The 20,075-nt window shown below is 72.6% G+C and carries 19 protein-coding genes and 1 other RNA gene; 8 read left to right on the top strand and 12 right to left on the bottom strand.

Translation table 11 applies throughout. The features are described 5' to 3' along the window. Positions 1-15: 15 nt before the first annotated feature. The 6 genes from J1M44_RS06875 to guaB1 all read right to left on the bottom strand — a co-directional run bounded on the left by J1M44_RS06875 (position 16) and on the right by guaB1 (position 6,854). On the bottom strand, positions 16-834 hold the full coding sequence (locus J1M44_RS06875; RefSeq protein WP_004167651.1) for a metal ABC transporter ATP-binding protein: 819 nt from the start codon (positions 832-834) through the stop codon (positions 16-18). After that, positions 831-1,730, bottom strand: a complete 900-nt coding sequence (locus J1M44_RS06870; protein ID WP_004167653.1) for a metal ABC transporter permease — start codon at positions 1,728-1,730, stop codon at positions 831-833. Before J1M44_RS06870 ends, J1M44_RS06875 begins: the two co-directional genes overlap by 4 nt. Before the next feature lie 2 nt (positions 1,731-1,732). Further along, positions 1,733-2,740: a metal ABC transporter substrate-binding protein gene (locus J1M44_RS06865; protein WP_049160051.1), complete on the bottom strand. Its 1,008-nt coding sequence runs from the start codon at positions 2,738-2,740 to the stop codon at positions 1,733-1,735. 76 nt (positions 2,741-2,816) lie between these two features. Further along, positions 2,817-3,875, bottom strand: coding sequence for a hemolysin family protein (locus tag J1M44_RS06860; protein ID WP_004167655.1), 1,059 nt, complete (start codon positions 3,873-3,875; stop codon positions 2,817-2,819). Further along, complete coding sequence (locus tag J1M44_RS06855; protein WP_004167656.1) at positions 3,872-5,188, bottom strand: hemolysin family protein; 1,317 nt, start codon at positions 5,186-5,188, stop codon at positions 3,872-3,874. Before J1M44_RS06855 ends, J1M44_RS06860 begins: the two co-directional genes overlap by 4 nt. A gap of 184 nt (positions 5,189-5,372) precedes the next feature. Then, on the bottom strand, positions 5,373-6,854 hold the full coding sequence (gene guaB1, locus J1M44_RS06850; protein ID WP_004167657.1) for a GMP reductase: 1,482 nt from the start codon (positions 6,852-6,854) through the stop codon (positions 5,373-5,375). Positions 6,855-7,054: 200 nt separating this feature from the next. On the opposite strand from guaB1, the gene J1M44_RS06845 reads away from it, so the two are divergent. From J1M44_RS06845 to J1M44_RS12015, 3 genes are all read left to right on the top strand, one after another. Then, entirely contained in the window at positions 7,055-10,813 is a 3,759-nt protein-coding gene (locus J1M44_RS06845) for a multifunctional oxoglutarate decarboxylase/oxoglutarate dehydrogenase thiamine pyrophosphate-binding subunit/dihydrolipoyllysine-residue succinyltransferase subunit (RefSeq protein WP_206480792.1), read from the top strand. Positions 10,814-10,889: 76 nt separating this feature from the next. Beyond that, positions 10,890-11,495 (top strand): GDSL-type esterase/lipase family protein, encoded by a 606-nt coding sequence (locus tag J1M44_RS06840; protein ID WP_144824240.1) that lies wholly within the window; start codon positions 10,890-10,892, stop codon positions 11,493-11,495. 44 nt (positions 11,496-11,539) lie between these two features. Next, entirely contained in the window at positions 11,540-11,614 is a 75-nt protein-coding gene (locus tag J1M44_RS12015; RefSeq protein ID WP_100069119.1) for a 50S ribosomal protein bL37, read from the top strand. A gap of 136 nt (positions 11,615-11,750) precedes the next feature. Here J1M44_RS12015 and rsrA read toward each other — a convergent pair whose 3' ends face one another. Together rsrA and J1M44_RS06830 are read right to left on the bottom strand one after the other, a co-directional pair. Next, positions 11,751-12,029 (bottom strand): mycothiol system anti-sigma-R factor, encoded by a 279-nt coding sequence (gene rsrA / locus J1M44_RS06835; RefSeq protein WP_060774639.1) that lies wholly within the window; start codon positions 12,027-12,029, stop codon positions 11,751-11,753. Next, positions 12,026-12,742: a sigma-70 family RNA polymerase sigma factor gene (locus J1M44_RS06830; RefSeq protein WP_036314006.1), complete on the bottom strand. Its 717-nt coding sequence runs from the start codon at positions 12,740-12,742 to the stop codon at positions 12,026-12,028. Before J1M44_RS06830 ends, rsrA begins: the two co-directional genes overlap by 4 nt. Positions 12,743-12,948: 206 nt before the next feature. On the opposite strand from J1M44_RS06830, the gene aroA reads away from it, so the two are divergent. From aroA to J1M44_RS06805, 5 genes are all read left to right on the top strand, one after another. After that, positions 12,949-14,379: a 3-phosphoshikimate 1-carboxyvinyltransferase gene (gene aroA, locus J1M44_RS06825; RefSeq protein WP_144824239.1), complete on the top strand. Its 1,431-nt coding sequence runs from the start codon at positions 12,949-12,951 to the stop codon at positions 14,377-14,379. Then, on the top strand, positions 14,379-15,479 hold the full coding sequence (gene rsgA / locus J1M44_RS06820; RefSeq protein ID WP_206480791.1) for a ribosome small subunit-dependent GTPase A: 1,101 nt from the start codon (positions 14,379-14,381) through the stop codon (positions 15,477-15,479). The genes aroA and rsgA overlap by 1 nt, the downstream gene beginning before the upstream one ends. Before the next feature lie 29 nt (positions 15,480-15,508). Continuing rightward, complete coding sequence (gene hisN / locus J1M44_RS06815; RefSeq protein WP_115165185.1) at positions 15,509-16,348, top strand: histidinol-phosphatase; 840 nt, start codon at positions 15,509-15,511, stop codon at positions 16,346-16,348. Between the two features lie 77 nt (positions 16,349-16,425). After that, positions 16,426-16,911, top strand: a complete 486-nt coding sequence (locus J1M44_RS06810; protein WP_144786225.1) for a CrcB family protein — start codon at positions 16,426-16,428, stop codon at positions 16,909-16,911. After that, on the top strand, positions 16,908-17,354 hold the full coding sequence (locus J1M44_RS06805) for a CrcB family protein (protein WP_145031980.1): 447 nt from the start codon (positions 16,908-16,910) through the stop codon (positions 17,352-17,354). Before J1M44_RS06810 ends, J1M44_RS06805 begins: the two co-directional genes overlap by 4 nt. An 80-nt stretch (positions 17,355-17,434) precedes the next feature. On the opposite strand, the gene ssrA is transcribed toward J1M44_RS06805, so the two are convergent. The 4 genes from ssrA to J1M44_RS06785 form a co-directional block, all read right to left on the bottom strand. Then, positions 17,435-17,806: a transfer-messenger RNA gene (gene ssrA / locus J1M44_RS06800) on the bottom strand. Positions 17,807-17,944: 138 nt separating this feature from the next. Then, positions 17,945-18,460, bottom strand: a complete 516-nt coding sequence (smpB, locus tag J1M44_RS06795) for an SsrA-binding protein SmpB (RefSeq protein WP_004167668.1) — start codon at positions 18,458-18,460, stop codon at positions 17,945-17,947. A 129-nt stretch (positions 18,461-18,589) separates the two neighbouring features. Continuing rightward, positions 18,590-19,255, bottom strand: a complete 666-nt coding sequence (locus tag J1M44_RS06790; protein WP_206480790.1) for a CoA transferase subunit B — start codon at positions 19,253-19,255, stop codon at positions 18,590-18,592. After that, on the bottom strand, positions 19,252-20,061 hold the full coding sequence (locus tag J1M44_RS06785) for a CoA transferase subunit A (RefSeq protein WP_004167671.1): 810 nt from the start codon (positions 20,059-20,061) through the stop codon (positions 19,252-19,254). Before J1M44_RS06785 ends, J1M44_RS06790 begins: the two co-directional genes overlap by 4 nt. Positions 20,062-20,075 lie beyond the last annotated feature (14 nt).

The following is a 20,075-nucleotide window of genomic DNA, read 5'->3' as shown; positions in this document are numbered from 1 at the left end:
GGGGCCGGGCCCCGGTCAGTGGCGGATGCCGCCCGCGGGGTCGTCCAGGAAGTCCGCCGCGTCCTCGACCGCCTTGGAGGGCCCGTGCAGGGCGCCCCGGCCGTACGCGATGTCCAGGTTCTCGACCGTGAGCACGTCCCGCGGCGGGCCCGAGGCCACGACACGCCCGCCCATCAGGACCACATGGTCCGCCTCCGCGGCCTCGTCGAGATCGTGGGTCGTGTAGACCACGGACACCCCGCGCGTCGGCTCCTCGTGGAGGAGGTCGTCGATCGTGCGGGCGGAGACGATGTCGAGGCCCGTCATCGGCTCGTCGAGCAGCAGCACGTCGTGGTCCTGGGCGAGGCCCTGGGCCACGTAGGCGCGCTGGCGCTGGCCGCCGGAGAGCTGGTCGAGGTGCCGCCGCGCCAGGTCCGCGACCTGCATGCGCTCCATGGCGGCCCGCACGATGTCCCGGTCCCGCTTCCGGAACCGGCGGAACCACCCGAGCGTGGGGTACCGGCCCATCCCGACGACGTCGCGCACCGTCACCGGCACGCCCTGGGGCACGCCGATGGACTGCATTACGAAGGAGGTGCGCTGCGTGCGCCGCCGCGGGTTCTCGCCGAGCACCTCCAGCGCACCGGAGGCCGGGTCGCTCAGGCCCGCCAGGGCGGTCAGCAGCGTGGACTTGCCGGAGCCGTTGGGCCCGATCACCGCGATCAGCCGCCGGGCCGGCAGGGTGAAGTCGGAGTGCCGGACGGCCACGTGCGAGCCGTGGCGCAGTTCGAGCGCCCGGGCGACCGCGAGGGGAGGCGTGGCCGCCGCGGCGCCCGCGGGGAAGGACGCGTTCATCGGGCGACCTCCGCTCCGGGCAGGGCCACGACCGGCGCCTCCTGCTCACGCTGCGCGCGCGAGCGCACGTGCCGGCCCAGGAGCGCCAGCACGGCGGCGCGGACGGCGAGCACGACGAAGAACAGCAGGATCGGCATGAGCGCCATGGTGGCCGAACCCGCCGTGCCCAGCCGGTAGCTGAGGGTGAGCCCGGTGACGACGCACGCCGCGCCGATCACGACGGAGACGAGCATCATCTGGGGGACGCTGCGCGTCAGCAGCGCCGCCGTCGCGGGCGGTCCCACGAGGAGGCCGAACACGAGCACCGTGCCCACCGCCTGGAACGAGCCGATCACGGCCGCGCCGATCATCACCAGCAGCAGCGTGTGCGTCAGCCCCGGCCGCATGCCCAGGGAGCGCGCCTTGACCTCGGAGAAGCTCAGCGCCAGCAGGGGCCGGTAGAGCAGCAGGGCCAGGGCGATCACCACGACGGCGATGACCGCCTGGGTCACGATGCCGTCCACGCTGACACCCAGCACATCGCCGAACAGGATCGACGTGAGCGAACCCGTGTAGGAGTCCGACTTGGAGATGATGACCACGCCCAGGGCCATCATCCCCACGAAGAGCAGGCCGATGGCCGTGTCCTCCTTGAGGGTGGTGGCCCGGTGCACCAGCGAGATGCCCGCCATCATGACGACGGCGGCCACCGCCGCACCGAGGTGGGGGCTGCCGCCGGTGACGACCGCCAGGGCGATGCCCGGCAGGACACCGTGCACGAACGCGTCCCCGAAGAAGCTCATCCCGCGCAGCACCAGCCACGTGCCCACGACCGAGCACATCACCACCGCGATGAGTCCGCCGACGAGGGCGCGCTGTTGGAAGCCCATCTGGAAGGGTTCGAGCAGCCAGTCCATCCTCAGCCCTCCAGCGCGTCGGCGAGGGTGCGGGCGTTGGCGAGCATGGCCTCGGCGTAGTCCGCCTCCGGGGTGTCCTTCGGGCCGACGCCGCCCTCGTAGACCTCGATGACCGGCAGGTCGCCGGCCTCCTCGGCCACGGTGTCCACGAGGCTGTTGCGCGCGCCCACGGACGTGATCACGGCGTCCGCGCCGCCGTCACGGATGGACCGGGCGAGCTCGGCGATCTCCTGGGAGGAGGGCTCGCCGTCGGTGGAGCCGCCCGGGACGACGACGCCGGACACGGTGAAGTCGTAGGCCTCGCCGAAGTACCCGTAGGCGTCGTGGTCCGTGACCAGCGTGCGGCGGTCCTCCGGGACCCCGGCGAGGATCTCCCGGACCTGCGTGTCCGTCTGCTCGAGCTCCCCGCGCACGGTCGTGCCGCACTCGGCGAACTTCTCGTCGCCCCGCTCCTGGGCGAGCGTGTCGCCCATCAGCTCGGCGGCCCTCGCCATGCGGGCGACGTCCATCCAGACGTGCGGATCCTCGGACCCGTGGTCGTGGCCCTCGTGGCCTGCCCCCTCCTCGGCGTGGTCATGGCCGCCGAAGGGCAGCGGATCCAGCTGGGGCGCCACCTCGACGACGGTCGCACCGTCCGCCTCCGCGTTCGCGAGGGCGGACTCCATGCCGCCCTCGAGGCCGAGGCCGTTGGAGAACACGAGGCCGGAGGAGACCATGTCCTTCACCTGCGCGGACGAGGCGGAGAAGTCGTGCGGGTCGTCGCCGGGGCCCATCACCGTGGCGCTGCGGGCGTCGGCGCACGCGACGACGCGGTCGAGCACGGAGCCGAGCTGCGTCGTCGTGGCGACGGCCACGGGCGCGCCCGCGGCCGAGCCGGACCCGGCGGCCGCAGAGGAGCCCGCGGCCTGCGCACCCGAGGAGCCGCCGTCGGTCCCGCCGCATGCGGCGAGGCTCAGGGTGAGCGCGGCGAGGGCCCCGGTCAGGGCGGGCAGGCGACGGCGGCGGAGCATGGGGCGACCTCGTTCGTGTCGGGGACGGTGCATGAAATCGGTTCTCAACAGTAGCACCGCGCCGCCCGCGCGTCGCTCACGCGGGCCGGAACCGACGCGGCGACTGGGTCACGTCGTTGATCTCCCCGACGAGCTCCTCGAGCACGTCCTCGAGGAAGAGGATGCCCGCGGTCTCGCCCTCGGGCGTGATGACCCGGGCGAGGTGGGAGCCCGTGCGCTGCATGAGCGCCAGGGCGTCCTCGACCTCGTCCTCGAGCCGCACGTTGGCCAGCGACCGCACGCGCGTGAGCGGGATCGGCTCGTCGTACCCCGACGGCCCCACGGTGAGGACGTCCTTCAGGTGCAGGTAGCCGGTGTAGCCGCCGTCGGGGTCCTCGACCACGAACCGGGAGAAGCCCACGCGGCCCACGGTCCACTCGAAGTCGTGCGGCGTGATCCCCTCCGGGACGGTGACGACCCGCTCGAGCGGCACCATCACGTCCCCGGCCCGGTGGTCCGAGAACTCGAGGGCCGAGTGCAGCACGCCGGACTCGTCGTCCAGGGTGCCCGAGCGGGTGGACTCGGCCACGATCGACTGCACCTCCTCGAGCGTGTAGGAGGAGGCCACCTCGTCCTTCGGCTCGATGTGCAGGGCGTGCAGCACGAGGTTGGCCGTCCAGTTCAGCGCGGCCACGACCGGATGCAGCAGCTTCGAGAGCCACACGAGCGGCTGGGCCAGCAGCATCACGGCGCGGTCCGCGAACGAGACGGCGGCGTTCTTGGGCACCATCTCGCCCAGGGTCACGTGCAGGAAGGTGACCACCAGCAGCGCGAGCACGAAGGCGGTGACGTCCGCCGCCGCGGCCGGCACCCCGAGGGCGCCCATCGGGACGACGAGCAGGTGGTGCAGCGCCGGCTCGGACACGTTGAGGATCAGCAGGGAGCACACCGTGATGCCGAGCTGGCAGACGGCCAGCATCTGGGAGACGTGCTCCATCGCGTAGAGCGCCACCTGGGCCTGGCGGGAGCCGGCCTCGGCCCGCGGCTCGATCTGCGCCCGGCGGGCGCCCATGACGGCGAACTCGCCCGCCACGAAGAAGGCGTTGGCGGCCAACAGGACCACCAGCCACAGCAGTCCGACGACGTCCCCGTTCATGCGCGCGTCTCCTCGTCCTCAGCGGCCGGGTCGAAGCGCACGCGCTCGATGCGGCGGCCGTCCAGCCGCTCGACCGTCAGGGTGCCGCCGTCCACGTCCACCACGTCCCCGACCTCCGCCAGGCGCCCCAGGCGGGCCAGGATGTACCCGCCGACGGTCTCGTAGGCCCCGTCCTCCGGCACCACGAGGGCCGGGATCTGGGTGCGCACCTCGTCGGGCCGCAGCTCCGCCGGGAAGTACCAGCGGCCGGAGGCCGTCTGGAGGACCCCCGGGGTGACGCGGTCGTGCTCGTCCGCGACCTCGCCGACGATCTCCTCCACCACGTCCTCGAGCGTGACCACCCCGGCGGTGCCCCCGTACTCGTCCACGACGACGGCCATCTGCAGGTTCGCGTCGCGCAGCTCGGCCAGCAGCTGGTCCAGGTGCACGGTCTCCGGCACGCGGATGACCTCCGTCATCAGCGCACCGGCCTCGAGGTCGGCGCGACGCTCCCGCGGCACGGCCACGACCTTCTTCACGTGCACGACGCCGCGGATGTCGTCCGAGGAGTCGCCGATCACGGGGAACCGGGAGTAGCCGGTGCTGCGGGCCAGGTCCAGGACCTCGGGCAGCGCCTGGTCCTCCCCCACGGTCTCCACGCGGATGCGCGGGGTCATCACGTCCGCGGCGGTGCGGTCCGCGAAGCGCAGCGTCCGGTCCAGGAACGAGGCGGTCTGCGCGTCGAGCGTGCCCAGCTGCGCCGAGCGGCGGACCAGCGAGGAGAGCTCCTCGGGGCTGCGGGCGCCGGAGATCTCCTCCTTGGCCTCGATGCCCACGCGGGCCAGCACGCCGTTGGAGAACCCGTTCAGGACGAGGATCGCCGGCTTGAACACGGTGCTGAACACGAGCTGGGGTCGGGCGAGCGCACGGCCGATCACCATGGGCTCGGCGATGGACATGTTCTTGGGGATCAGCTCGCCGAGGAGCATCGAGAGCAGGGTCGCCACGATCATCGCGACGACGAGCGAGACGGTGCCCACCACGCCGGCCGGCAGCCCCACCTGGAGCAGCAGCGGGTCGATGAGCCGGCTGATCGCCGGGTCCATCACGTAGCCGGTGAGCAGTGTGGTCAGGGTGATGCCCAGCTGGCACGCGGAGAGCTGGGTCGAGAGTGATTTGAGGCAGCGCAGCAGGGGCTCGGCGCCGCGGTCACCCGCGTCCACCATGCGCTGCACGGTCGGCACGTCGATCGCGATCATGGCGAACTCGACGGCCACGAAGAAGCCGGTGCCCGCGATCAGGACCAGGCCGAGGATCAGCAGGAGCCACTCCACTCGACCTCACCCCCTCGACGGCGGGCCGGGCGGCGGTGCGGGGCACCGGGACTGGAAGGCTCCGATCCGGCCGCGTCCGCGTGGGCGGACGGGCGGTCTGGCACACAGGTGTCAGGGTGATCCATAGTCCGCCCAGTATAGGGGCGTCAGGCCCCGACGGAACGAGCCGGGGAAAGCGGCCGCCTCACCACGACGAGCCGACCGGCCGGCCCTCCTCGTAGCCCGCCGCGGACTGCAGGCCGACGACGGCGCGCTCACGGAACTGCGCCAGGTCGTGGGCGCCGGCGTAGGTCAGCGACGAGCGCACGCCGGACGTGATGGTGTCCAGGAGGTCCTCCACCGAGGGGCGGCGCGGGTCCACGTACATGCGTGAGGACGAGATGCCCTCCTCGAACATCGCCTTGCGGGCCTTGGTGAAGGCGTCCTCGTGGCGGGTGCGGTGCTGGACCGCGCGAGCCGAGGCCATGCCGAAGCTCTCCTTGTACCGCCGACCGTCCGGGCCGTGCACGAGGTCGCCCGGAGACTCGAGCGTCCCCGCGAACCACGAGCCGATCATCACCGAGCTGGCTCCGGCGGCCAGCGCGAGCGCCACGTCCCGCGGGTGCTTCACCCCGCCGTCCGCCCACACGCGTGCCCCCAGCTCGCGGGCCGCGACGGCGCACTCCAGGACCGCCGAGAACTGCGGCCGGCCCACCGCGGTCTGCATGCGCGTGGTGCACATCGCACCCGGGCCCACGCCCACCTTCACGATGTCCGCGCCGGCCGCGACCAGGTCCCGGACGCCGTCGCCGGAGACGACGTTGCCGGCCACCACGGGCACGCCGGGGTCGAGGGCCCGCACGGCGGCGAGCGCGTCCAGCATGGTCTTCTGATGACCGTGCGCGGTGTCCACGACGAGCACGTCGACGCCGGCCTCGACCAGGGCGGCCGCCTTCTCCCCCACCGCCCCGTTGATGCCGACGGCGGCGCCGACGCGGAGCCGTCCGTCGTCGTCCAGACCGGGCGTGAACACAGACGAGCGCAGCAGGCCCGCCGCGGTGACGACCCCGCGCAGCATGGGTGCGGCGGTGCCCTCCGCCGGGTCCACGACGGGGGCCATCTCCTGGCGCGCGGCGTGCAGGCGCTCGAAGGCCGCCCGCAGCGCGTCCTTGTCCGGGGCCCCGTCCGCGCCGCCGAGCTCGGCGAGCGTGAGGGTCACCGCCGGTGGGTGCATGACGGAGGCGGCCGAGGCGAAGCGGTCCACGCCCTCGCAGTCCTGGGGGCGGACCACGCCGAGCAGCTCGCCGTGCGCGTCCACCACGCAGACGGCCCCGTGGTTGCGGCGGTCCACGAGGTGGAGCAGGTCCAGCACCGTGTCCTGCGGCCCGACGGTCAGGGCGGTGTCCGCCACGGGGTGGGCTGCCTTCACCCGACGCACGACGTCCCGGATGACGTCCGCCGGGATGTCCTGCGGCAGGATCCCGAGACCGCCGCGCCGGGCCATGGTCTCGACCATCCGGCGCCCGGTGACGGCGGTCATGTTGGCGGAGACCAGGGGGATGGTGGCGCCCGTGCCGTCATCCGGGGCGATGTCCACGTCCATGCGACTGGCGACGTCCGAGTGCGAGGGCACGAGGAAGACGTCGTTGTACGTGAGGTCGACGGCCGGGTCGGTGAGGAAGCGCATGGCGTCAGTCTCCCAGACGCGGTGGACGCCGAGAGCCCCCCGCGCGTCCGCCGGGAGCGGAGTCGAGCCGAGGCCGCGGCATTCCAGCCGGGGGCGTCGAAGAACTATGATGTCTCGAGGCGTTCCCGGCCCCACGCGCACCGCGCGGGTGGCCCGGCGCAGCACATCGCATCCCAAGGCTCAGGAAGAGGCGTTACACAGTGCCAGAACTCACGTCGGACCGGCTCGCACAGGAGTTCCCGGGGAACGAACGGCTCGTGGCCGAGATCTACCGGAAGTACCGCGAGGACTCCGGTTCCGTGGACCGGCAGTGGGCACAGATCTTCGCCCGTCTTGAGGCCAGCGCGCCCGCCGAGGCCGAGCCGAAGGCCTCCGCCCAGACCGAGCCGAAGGCCTCCGCCAAGGTGACCGAGCCGAAGGCCTCCACCAAGGTGACCGAGCCGAAGGCCTCCACCAAGGTGACCGAGCCGAAGGCGGCGACCGCCCCGGCCCGGGGCGCGCAGCCCAAGGAGACCTCGGTCAGCACCGGCCCCAAGCCCAAGAAGACCCCGGCGGCCCAGGCCGTGCCCTCCGAGCCTGCCGACACCACCGCCACCACCGCGGACGAGAAGCAGGAGAAGGCCACCGTCCTCAAGGGCATGGCCAAGGCCGTGGCCACGAACATGGACGCCTCCCTGTCCATGCCCACCGCCACCACCGTGCGCGACCTGTCGGCCAAGGTGCTGATCGACAACCGCGTGGTCATCAACAGCCACCTGGCCCGCACCCGCGGCGGCAAGGTCTCCTTCACCCACCTCATCGGCTACGCCGTGGTCCGCGCGCTCGCGGCCATGCCCTCGATGAACGTGACCTACGAGGAGCGCGACGGCAAGCCCACCATGGTGGAGCCGGCCCACGTGAACTTCGGCCTCGCCATCGACCTGCCCCGCCCGGACGGCACCCGCGCGCTCGTGGTCCCCAACGTCAAGGCCGCCGAGACCCTCGACTTCCGCGGCTTCTGGAAGGCGTACGACGACCTCGTCCAGCGCGCCCGCAAGAACAAGCTGACGATGGACGACTACGCCGGCACCACGGTCTCCCTGACCAACCCGGGCGGCATCGGCACCGTGCACTCGGTGCCCCGCCTGTCCCAGGGCCAGGCCGCCATCATCGGCGTCGGCGCGCTGACCTATCCGGCCGCCTTCCAGGGCGCCGCCGAGTCCACGCTGCACGACCTGGCGATCTCCAAGACGATCACGCTGACCTCCACGTACGACCACCGCGTGATCCAGGGCGCCGGCTCCGGCGAGTTCCTGAAGATCGTGCACGGCCTCCTGCTGGGCGAGGACGGCTTCTACGACGAGGTCTTCCACTCCCTGCGCATCCCCTACGAGCCCGTCCGCTGGGCCCAGGACGTGCAGGTGAACCCGGAGGAGCAGATCGGCAAGGTCGCCCGCATCCAGCAGCTCATCCACGCGTACCGGGACCGCGGCCACCTGCTGGCCAACGTGGACCCGCTCGAGTACTCGATGGCCTACCACCCGGACCTCGACATCCGCGAGCACGGGCTGACCCTGTGGGACCTGGACCGCAAGTGGCCCACCGGCGGCTTCGGCGGGGCGAGCAGCCTGACGCTGCGCAAGATCCTCGGCGTGCTGCGTGACGCGTACTGCCGCACCATCGGCGTCGAGTACATGCACATCCAGGACCCGGCCGAGCGCGCCTGGTTCCAGGAGAAGCTCGAGCAGCCGTACGCCAAGCCCACCCGCGAGGAGCAGCTGCGCATCCTGGGCCGCCTCAACGCAGCGGAGGCGTTCGAGACGTTCCTGCAGACCAAGTACATCGGCCAGAAGCGCTTCTCCCTGGAGGGCGGCGAGTCCCTCATCCCGCTGCTGGACGGCATCCTCGGCGACGCCGCCGACGCCGGGCTGGACGAGGTCGCCATCGGCATGGCGCACCGCGGTCGCCTGAACGTGCTGACCAACATCGCCGGCAAGACCTACAGCCAGGTCTTCCGCGAGTTCGAGGGGGCCACCCCGGGCGGCGCCTCGGGCTCGGGCGACGTGAAGTACCACATGGGCACCGAGGGCACCTTCGTGTCCGACGCCGGCAACAGCACCCGCGTGTACCTCGCCGCCAACCCCTCGCACCTGGAGGCCGTGGACCCGGTCCTCGAGGGCGTCGTGCGTGCCAAGCAGGACCGCCTCGACCTGGGCGGTCAGCGCCCCGACTCCTTCTCCGTGCTGCCGATCCTGGTGCACGGCGACGCGGCCTTCGCCGGCCAGGGGGTCGTGACCGAGGTGCTGCAGCTCTCGCAGCTGCCCGGCTACCGCACCGGCGGCACGATCCACGTGATCGTGAACAACCAGGTGGGCTTCACCACGCCGCCGACCCAGGCACGCTCCGCGGTGTACTCCACCGACGTGGCCAAGACCATCCAGGCCCCGATCTTCCACGTCAACGGCGATGAGCCGGAGTCCGTGATGCACGTGGCCCAGCTCGCCTTCGAGTACCGCCAGCGGTTCAACAAGGACGTCGTCATCGACCTCGTCTGCTACCGCCGCCGCGGCCACAACGAGGGCGACGACCCGTCGATGACGCAGCCGCGCATGTACAACCTCATCGAGCAGAAGCGCTCCACCCGCAAGCTGTACGTCGAGTCCCTCGTGGGCCGCGGCGACATCACGCAGGAGGAGGCGGACACCGCCCTGAAGGACTACCAGCAGCAGCTCGAGCGGGTCTTCGCGGAGACCCACGAAGACGCGCCCACCTCCGGCGGCGAGGGCATCCGCCCGGCCGAGGACCGGGACGCGGTCCCGGAGGCGCCGGCATCCACGGCCATCTCGGCCGAGACGCTGCGGGCCATCGGGCAGGCGCACATCGACGTGCCCGAGGGCTTCACGGTCCACCCGAAGCTCGCGGCCCTGCTCGAGCGCCGCGCCAAGATGGCCGTCGACGGTGGCATCGACTGGGGCTTCGCCGAGCTGGCGGCCTTCGGCTCGCTGCTCGTGGAGGGCGTGCCGGTCCGCCTGGCGGGCCAGGACTCCCAGCGCGGCACCTTCACGCAGCGCCACTCGGTGTTCCACGACCGGATCACCGGCGAGACGTGGGCGCCGCTGAAGCACCTCTCCGAGGACCAGGCGAAGTTCTGGGTCTACAACTCGCTGCTGTCCGAGTACGCCGCCCTCGGCTTCGAGTACGGCTACTCCGTGGAGCGCTCCGACGCCCTCGTGCTGTGGGAGGCCCAGTTCGGCGACTTCGTGAACGGCGCGCAGACGATTATCGACGAGTTCATCTCCTCGGCCGATCAGAAGTGGTCGCAGACCTCGTCCGTGGTCCTGCTCCTCCCCCACGGCTACGAGGGACAGGGGCCGGACCACTCCTCCGCCCGCATCGAGCGCTTCCTGCAGATGTGCGCCGAGGACAACATGCGCGTGGTCAACCCCTCCACGGGCGCGAACCACTTCCACCTGCTGCGCGAGCATGCCTACGCCCGCCCGCGTCGGCCCCTCATCGTGTTCACCCCGAAGCAGCTGCTGCGCCTCAAGGCCGCCGCGAACTCGGTGGAGGACTTCACCGAGGGCCGCTTCCAGCCGGTCATCCCGGACGCCGGGGTGGACGCCAAGGACGTCACGCGCGTGCTGCTGGTCTCCGGCCGGCTGTACTACGACCTGCTCGCCCGCCGCGAGAAGTCCGGCGACACCTCCACCGCGATCGTGCGGGTGGAGCAGCTCTACCCGCTGCCGCTCGACGAGATCCGCACGGCGCTCCGCGCCTACCCGGACGCCGACGTCGCGTGGGTGCAGGACGAGCCCGCGAACCAGGGCCCGTGGCCGTTCATGGCACTGAACCTCGTGCCGCAGCTCGACCGCCCCGTGACCCTCGTGTCCCGCCCGGCCTCGGCCGCGACCTCCGCGGGCACCAAGGGCCGCCACGACCAGGAGCTCGGCACGCTGCTGGACGCCGCCTTCGGCCGCTGACCCGGACCGAGCCTGCGCCGCCGCCGCACCCTCCGGTGCGGCGGCGGCGCCGGATCGGCCGACGAAAGGACACACTGTGCACAACCGCCGGATCCGGATCGCCGCCGTCGGCGAGCAGCTGCTGGCCGGTGCGGGCGACGCCCGCGCCATCGGCTGGTGGGGCCGCGTGCTCGCCCGCACCCAGGCCCCCGACGTGGAGCTGGAGAACTACGTGCTGGCCGTGCCGCACGAGACCACCGAGGACCTCAACGAGCGCTGGTGGGGCGAGGCCTCGCGGCGTTTCTCCGAGGAGACGGAGAACCGCCTCGTCGTGGCCCTGTCCGACGCGGACCTGGACCTGGAGGCCACCTCGACCGCCCGTTCGCGGCTGAACCTGGCCAACGTCCTGGACACCGCCTCGCAGCGGAACATCCCGGTGCTCGTGGTGGGCCCCACGCCCACCCTGGACGAGCAGCGCAATGCCCGGCTCGCCGAGCTCAACGCCGCCTACCTGGATGTGGCCGACCGGCGCAACCACGTGTACGTGGACACGTTCACCCCGCTGGTGGGCCACGAGCAGTGGCGCTCGGACCTCGCCTCCGGCCAGGGCCGGCCGGGCCAGGCGGGCCACGGGCTCATCGCGTGGCTCGTGCTGCACCGGGGCTGGTACCAGTGGCTCGGTCTGCCTGAGCCCACGGCGTGATGTGACAGAATGGACCACCGACCGACTCGTTGAAGGGAGACGTCATGAGCAAGCGTGCACGCAAGCGTCGCGACCGCCGCAGGAGCGGCGCCAATCACGGCAAGCGTCCCAACGCCTGATCCGCTGATCGGCGTCGCGGACCGGCCGGGTGCCACCCGGCGACCGCAGACCACGAAGGGCCGTCCCCTCAGGGGACGGCCCTTCGTCATCGTCGGGGCGCCCGATCGGGTGCCCTCGGGTCCGCATGTCGCGGTGTCAGCCCCAGGTGACGGTCGTCGTCGAGACCTGGGTGATGCGGGTCATGATGGTGGCCCGCAGCTGCGCGGGCGCCTTCTCCTGGCAGCACCGACGCACCGCCGAGCGGATGAGCTCCTCGAGCTCCTTCTGGTGCCGGCAGTCCGGACAGTCCGCCACGTGGGCGCGCACCTGCTCGATGTCCTCGGGCGTCAGGGCACCGTCCAGGTACTGGTACAGCCGCTCCAGGGAGGCGTCCTGGGCGTCGCGGCACTCATTGCCGTGCTGGTCCGCGGTCATCGCGTGGCCTCCTTCGTGCTCGTCTCGGTCTGCTTCGTGCCGCCGCGCCCGGTCTTCTTCTTCGGCTGGGCCTTGATGCCGCGCGCGGCCGCGTAGTCCGCGAGACGCTCGCGCAGCTGCTTGCGGCCCCGGTGCAGCCGCGACATGACGGTGCCGATCGGCACGTCGAGGATCTCGGCGATCTCCTTGTAGGCGAAGCCCTCCACGTCCGCGAAGTACACGGCGAGTCGGAACTCTTCCGGGATCGCCTGCAGGGCGTCCTTCACCTGGGAGTCGGGGAGCCGGTCGAGGGCCTCCGTCTCGGCGGAGCGCAGGCCACCGGAGGTGTGCTCGGCGGCCCGGGCCATCTGCCAGTCCTCCACCTCGGGGTTGTCCGCCTCGAGGGGCTGGCGCTGCCGCTTGCGGTAGAGGTTGATGTACGTGTTCGTGAGGATCCGGTAGAGCCAGGCCTTGAGGTTGGTGCCGGGCCGGTACTGGTGGAACGAGGAGTAGGCCTTCGTGTACGCCTCCTGGACCAGGTCCTCGGCATCCTGCGGGTTGCGCGTCATGCGCAGCGCAGCGGAGTACAACTGGTCCACGAACTCGAGGGCGTCACGCTCGAACCGGGCACGGCGCTGCTGTTCGGACTCGGCGGCGACGTCGATGTCGGCGCGGTCGTGCTCGGGGGCGTCCTCGGGCCGGGCGAATTCCGGCCGGCTGTTGTCAGTGCTCATCGCGGGCCAGTCTACGGTTTGGGTTTGGGAGGGACGCGTCAGCAGGGCGGCGCTCATGCGGGGCTCCTCTCCGGCTGCGGTCCTCGGCGAGCGGGACCGGTGCGCCGTCACGGGTGCAGGGTCGCCCAGTGGAGCGCCAGCAGCGTTCCAGGTATTCCCCCGAGACAGGCCGACCCCGGCCGACAGACGCCCGATAGGCTGGTCCGGTGACCCGCCCCACGCGTGCCGCCGCGCACTCTCCCGCCCCCCGTCCCGACGCCGCCGAGACCTGGCCCGCGCCCGTGGCGCGCGGCCCGGTGCGCGGAGACGTGCGGCTGCCGGGATCGAAGTCGCTGACGAATCGGCACCTCGTGCTCGCCGCCCTCGCCGACGGCCCCTGCATCCTGCACGGCGTCCTCGCGTCACGGGACACGGCACTGATGCGCACGGCGCTCACCGCGCTCGGGGCCCGGTTCGAGCCCCTGTCCGACGGCGGCCTGCGCGTGCATCCGATGCCGGTCGGCGAGCCGCTGGCCGGGGATGTCGCCGTGGACTGCGGACTGGCGGGGACGGTCATGCGCTTCGTCCCGTTCGTCGCCGCGCTGCGGCCCGGCCGCGTCCGCTTCGACGGCGACGCCGGCGCGCGCCTGCGCCCGATGGCCCCGGTCCTGGACGCGCTGCGCCAGCTCGGGGTGGCCGTCGTCGAGGAGGGCGAGCCCGGGCGCCTGCCCTTCACGATGACGACCCGCGCGGACGCGGCCACGGTGGCCCCCGACGGCGACGTGCCGGAGGTCGCGGTCGACGCCTCCGGCTCCTCCCAGTTCCTGTCCGCCGCACTGCTGGCGGCCGCGGGGATGCCGCGCGGTCTCCGGCTGCGGCACACCGGGGAGACCGTGCCGAGTCCGGAGCACGTCGCGATGACCGCCGGGGTGCTGCGCGCGCTCGAGGTGGACGTCGCCGAGACGGGTCCCGGGGCGTGGACCGTGGCCCCGGGGCGCATCCCGGGGCACGAGGCGGCCGTCGAGCCGGACCTGTCCAACGCGGGCCCCTTCCTGGCCGCCGCCGTGGCCACGGGCGGCTCCGTGACGGTGCCGGACTGGCCGACCCGCACGACGCAGATCGGCGACCGCTGGCGGCGGATCCTGCCGCAGTTCGGGGCGAGCGTGGCCCTCACGGTCGACCGCACGGACCGCTCCCGCGGCCGGCTCACGGTGACCGGGGCGGTCCAGGACGACGGCGCGCCCCGCATCACCGGCGCCGGTGAGATCGCGGACACGGCCGAGCTCGCCCCCACCGCGGCCGCGCTCGCCCTGCTGGCCTCCGGGCCCACCCGCCTGACGGGGATCGGCCATCTGCGGGGTCATGAGACGGACCGGCTCGCCGCGCTCACCGCCGAGGCCGCCCGCCTGGGGATCACCGTGGACGAGGGAGAGACGTCGCTCGGCTTCCCGGGCACGGACGCGTCGGGGCCGCTGTCGCCCGCCGCCCTCGAGACCTACCACGACCACCGGATGGCGACCTTCGCCGCCGTCGTCGGCCTGCGCGTGCCGGGGACCGGCATCGTGGACGTGGCGACCACCGCGAAGACGATGCCGGACTTCCCCGCACTGTGGACCGCGCTCGTGGCACCCGGCGACGCGGCCGAGGAGGCCCGCTGATGGCCCGGCGCCTCGATCCCTCGGCGTGGGACGAGTCCGATGTCCGGGTGCGCCCGTCCAAGCGCGGCACCCGCCCGCGCACCAAGGAGCGGCCCAAGCACGAGGACGCGCAGGTCGGCATGGTGACCACCGTGGACCGCGGCCGGTACGCCGTGGTGCTGCCCGAGCGCCTGGACGAGCGGATCACGGCGATGCGCGCCCGCGAGCTGCGCCGCACGCCGATCGCCACGGGCGACCGGGTGGCCGTCGTCGGGGACCTCTCCGGGGACGAGGGCACGCTCGCGCGCATCATCCGTGTCGAGGAGCGCAGCACGGTCCTGCGCCGGTCGGCGGACGACTCGGACGAGGTCGAGCGGGTGGTGGTGGCCAACGCCGACCTGCTGGTGATCATGGTGGCCGCGGCCAATCCGGAACCCCGGACCGGCTTCATCGACCGCGCCCTCGTCGCCTGCTACGACGCCGGCATCCACCCGGTGCTGCTCATCACGAAGACCGACCTGCGTGATCCGGACGCGCTGGTGGCGCACTACGAGGCGCTGGACCTGGAGGTGATGACCTCCGGTGCGGCGACCTTCGAGGCCGAGACCGGGGACACCGCCCTGGACGCCTCGCTCGTGGCTCGGGTGGCCGAGCGGCTGATCGGGCACACCAGCGCGTTCGTGGGGCCCTCAGGCGTCGGCAAGTCCACGCTCCTGAACGCGCTCACCGGCGCGGAGCGGGCCACCGGCCACGTCAACGCCGTGACCGGCCGAGGCCGACACACCTCCTCGTCCGCGCTCGCGCTGCCGCTGACGGGCGACGACGGCACCCCCCTGCCGGACACCTGGGTGGTGGACACCCCCGGCATCCGGTCCTTCGGGCTGGGCTGGGTCGAGCCGGACCGCGTGGTGGAGGCGTTCGACGACCTCGCCGGCGGACTGGCGGACTGCCCGCGCGGCTGCACCCACACCGCCGACTCCCCCGGCTGCGGCCTGGACGCATGGGTGGCCGCGGGCCACGCCGGCCCCTCGGGAACGGCACGCCTGGCCTCGCTGCGCCGTCTGCTCGGCAACCGCCTGGCCCCCTCGGGGGCGGAGGACGCGGCGTCGTCCGAGGACTGAGGCGGCCCGCGCGGTATAGCGTGGGCGGCATGGAGCGACCTGAGAACTCTGCGACCCGCGGCCGCGACCTCACGGAGGACCTGCGGCTGGCCCACATGCTGGCGGACAACGTGGACTCGATCACGATGTCCCGGTTCAAGGCCCAGGACCTCGAGGTCAGCACCAAGCCGGATCTCACCCCTGTCACGGATGCGGACCGCGCCGCCGAGGAGTCCATCCGCTCGACCCTGTCCCGTGCCCGGGCGCGCGACGGCATCGTGGGTGAGGAGTTCGGCGGGTCTCTGAGCCGCTCCGGCCGGCAGTGGGTGGTCGACCCCATCGACGGCACCAAGAACTTCGTGCGCGGCGTGCCCGTGTGGGCCACCCTCATCGCGCTGCTGATCGACGGCGAGCCCGTCGTCGGCGTCGTCTCCGCCCCCGCCCTGCACCGTCGCTGGTGGGCCGCGGCCGGCCAGGGCGCCTTCGCGGGCACCTCTCTCACGCGTGCTCAGCGGATCACCGTGTCCGGCGTGGATCGGGTCGAGGACGCGTCGCTGTCCTTCTCCTCGATCGAGGGCTGGCGCGAACGCGGCTCGATCCGCGCGTTCCTGCAGCTCACCTCGGACGTGTGGCGCGTGCGCGGCTTCGGCGACTTCTGGTCCTACATGCTCGTCGCCGAGGGCGCCGTGGACATCGCGGCCGAGCCCGAGCTCGAGCTGCATGACATGGCCGCCCTGGTGCCGATCGTGCGCGAGGCCGGCGGCCGCTTCACCTCGCTGGACGGCGAGGACGGCCCGTTCGGCGGGCACGCGCTGGCCACGAACGGCCTGCTCCACGACGACGTCCTCGCCCGCCTGCGCACGGGTGACGAGACCGAGGACGGCGCCTGATGGCCGCACGGGGGGAGACGACGGCCGACCGGAGGGGCGGGCGCGGGAAAGATCGCCGGCCCGGCACTGCGGGTGCGGTGGCCCTCGGCGGTGCCGCGGGCGTGCTATGCGGTGCGGGGGTGATGAACGCGGTGACCGCGCTGGCCGGGGCGCCCAACTTCCGCGGCACGTTCGGCGCCGCGTTCGGGGCGGTCGACGTGCTCGTCCAGGCCCTGCCGCTGTTCGTGGTGAACGTGCTCGGCTCGTTCCTGCTCGGCCTGCTGTGGGCGGCCTCGCGACGCCGCGGGCCGGACTGGCGTCCCCGCCTGGTGGCGGGGCTGGGAACCGGCTTCCTCGGTGCGGTCACCACCATCTCCAGCGCCGTCGCCCTGGTGCTGTGGCCGGTGCGGCTGGGCGCCGCGGCGTCCGGGGCGGGTGGCATCCTCACCGCGGCGGCATCGGTGTTGCTGGTGCTCGCGCTGATGGCTGCGCTCTCGACGGCGGCGGCCGTGCTCGGCCTGCGCGCCGGGGGCGCCCCGGGGTCGCGTGTGGTCGGGACGGATCGTTCGGAGGAGGACGCATGAGCGGCGCGGGATACGAGGTCTTCGCTCTCTTCCAGGTGGCCCTCCTGGCCTGCCTCGCCGCGGGCGGGGCGCTCGGCGCCCTGGCGCGCGGGCGCCTGACCGACCGGCTCGGCCCCCGGGGTCTGCTCACCGCCAACACGACGGCAGCCCTGCTCCTCGGCGCCACCGTCGGCCTGGCCGTGCCGGAGCTGGTGGACGCGTCCGGGGGCTGGGGCGACGGGCAGGGGCTCATGCTCGTCGCGGCGGTGTCCGCCGTGGTGTCCGGGTTCTGCCTCGCCCTGGGGACGTGGTCCACCGTGGCCGCGGAGGCCGCCGACGCCGTGCTCGCCCGTCGATGGGGCGCGGCCGCCCGCCTGTGGGCCGCGCATCTGGGGCTGGGGCTGGTGGCCGTCGTCGTCGGCTGGGGCGCCGGCCTGGGCCTGCACGCGGTCCTGGCCGGCTGAGGGGCGGGCCGCCGCACACTGGGCGCAGACACGACGAAGGCCCCGGAATCGTGACGATTCCGGGGCCTTCCCGTTGTGGTGAGTGGAGCCGGCGGGAATTGAACCCGCGTCCGATGAGGTGTTGCCGGGTCTTCTCCGGGCGCAGTCTGCTGTGGGTGTTGCTCGGTCCTGGCCGTCCCGCAGACGGGCGGCCAACCCGGACCCAGCCGGATTGATGTCGGCGTCACGACCCCCGGCGAGGGTGACGCCCAGTGGCTATCTAGCTGACGCCACGATCCGAGGCGACAGCGACCTCGGGGTGACGGACTCGATCACTGATCAGGCAGCGAGAGCGAAGTCAGTGCGCTTGGATTCGGCACTTATTGGTTTGCAGAGAGCGTTTGACGAGATGACTCTGCATCCTCGGCCCGCTTCTCCCGACGCGACACACACCGTCGAAACCGATCGGCCCCAGGGGGGGGGCGACTCCTCTATGAGGTTGTCAATCACCACTGCAGACGGAGGGCACGGAGCCCGCCGGTCCTGAAACCGGGCCTGCGAGAGATACAACGTAGCACGCCCCCCGAGCATTCCCAAGGGGCCCGCCGCGCTCAGGCCACGCCGGCGCGCCGGTTGCGCATCCGCATGGCCCGCTGGGCCTCGCGGTTGTCCTGCTGCTCGCGCAGCTTGTGCCGCTTGTCGTACTCGCGGTTGCCGCGCGCGACGCCGATCTCCACCTTCACGCGCCCGTTCAGGAAGTACAGGGACAGCGGCACGATGGTCAGGCCCGGGTCCTGGATCTGCCGGGAGATCTTCGTCAGCTCGGCGCGGTGCAGCAGCAGCTTGCGGCGCCGGCGGGCGGCGTGGTTGGTCCACGAGCCGTTGAGGTACTCCGGGATGTAGACCTGCTCGAGCCACAGCTCGTCCCGGTAGAAGACCGCGAAGCCATCCACGAGCGAGGCCTTGCCCTCGCGCAGCGACTTCACCTCGGTGCCGGTGAGCACCATGCCGGCCTCGTACGTGTCGAGGATGGTGTAGTCGTGGCGCGCCTTCTTGTTGTTGGCGATCACCTGGCGCTCGCCGGGGGCCGGCTGCTTGGTGGCCTTGCCCTTGCTGTTCTTGCCCATGGCCTCACGTCCTTCCAGCGTCCACGGCGACGGCCGCGCCCCGATCAGGGCGCGGCCGTCCAGTCTATCCCGTGCCGGTCCGATGCCCGCCGAGGCGGTGCGCCGGGGCCGCGGGGCGGCGTCGTCGGCTCAGTCCAGCGGCGCGCCGGTGAGCGCGCGGACCTGCTCCTCGGTGACGCCGGGCGCGGTCTCCACGAGCGCCAGGCGGGGCTGTTCCGGGGTGCCGACGACGTCGATCACGGCCAGGTCCGTGATGATGCGGTCGACGACGGCGCAGCCGGTCAGCGGCAGGGTGCACTGGTCGACGATCTTGGGGGTCCCGTCCTTGGACACGTGGTCCATCATGACGATCACGCGGCCGGCGCCGTGGACGAGGTCCATCGCACCGCCCATGCCCTTGACCATCTTGCCGGGCACCATCCAGTTGGCCAGGTCGCCCGCGGCGGAGACCTCCATGCCGCCCAGGACGGCGACGTCGATCCTGCCGCCGCGGATCATGCCGAAGCTCAGCGCGGAGTCGAAGAAGGACGCCCCCGGGTTCACGGTGACGGTCTCCTTGCCCGCGTTGATCAGGTCGGGGTCCACGGCGTCCTCCGTGGGGTACGGGCCCGTGCCGAGGATGCCGTTCTCGGACTGCAGCACCACGGACCGCCCGGCGGGGATGTGGTTGGGGATCAGCGTGGGCATGCCGATGCCGAGGTTGACGTAGGCGCCGTCCGGCAGCTCCTGGGCGGCGCGGGTGGCCATCTGGTCACGACTCAGGCCTTGGGGACGCTCGGTGGTCTGCTCGCTCATGCCTGCTCCTCCCCCGATGCGCGCACGGTGCGCTTCTCGATCCGCTTCTCGATGTCCGTGCCGACCTCCACGATCCGGTGCACGAAGATGCCGGGCAGGTGCACGTCATCCGGGTCGATCTCGCCGGGCTCGACGAGCTCCTCCACCTGGGCGATGCACACCCGGCCGGCCATGGCCGCGGGCGGGCCGAACTGGCGGGTGGCCTTGCGGAACACGAGGTTGCCGTGGCGGTCGCCCTTCCAGGCGTGCACGAGGGAGAAGTCGGTGACGATGGACCGTTCGAGCACATAGGTCTCGGGCTCGTCCGGGGTCTGGCTCAGGTAGCCCTCGCCGAGCACGAACGTGTCCGTGGGCTTGGCTTGCGAGGACTTCACCACGGTGCCGTCCGCGTCGTAGCGCATGGGCAGGCCGCCTTCGGCCACCTGGGTGCCGACGCCGGAGCGGGTGTAGAACGCCGGGATGCCGGCGCCTCCGGCGCGGAGCTTCTCCGCGAGGGTGCCCTGCGGGACGAGCTCCACCTCGAGCTCGCCCTCGAGGTACTGGCGGGCGAACTCCTTGTTCTCCCCCACGTAGGAGGAGGTCATCTTCCGCAGCCGGCGCGCGCCGAGCAGGATGCCCAGGCCCCAGCCGTCCACGCCGCAGTTGTTGGAGACGACGGACAGGTCCGTGGCGCCCTGCTCGAGCAGGGCCTCGATGAGCTGCACGGGATTGCCGACGAGTCCGAAGCCGCCGACGGCCAGGGACGCGCCGTCCGACACGTCCGCCACCGCCTCGGCGGGCGTGGCCACGGTCTTGTCGAGAGCCATGTCCAGGGTCCTTT

This window comes from Micrococcus sp. KRD128, assembly GCF_017168395.1.
GTDB lineage: Bacteria > Actinomycetota > Actinomycetes > Actinomycetales > Micrococcaceae > Micrococcus > Micrococcus luteus.
The sequence above is the reverse complement of the archived record's forward strand: the minus strand, read 5'-3'. Positions and strand labels throughout refer to the sequence as shown.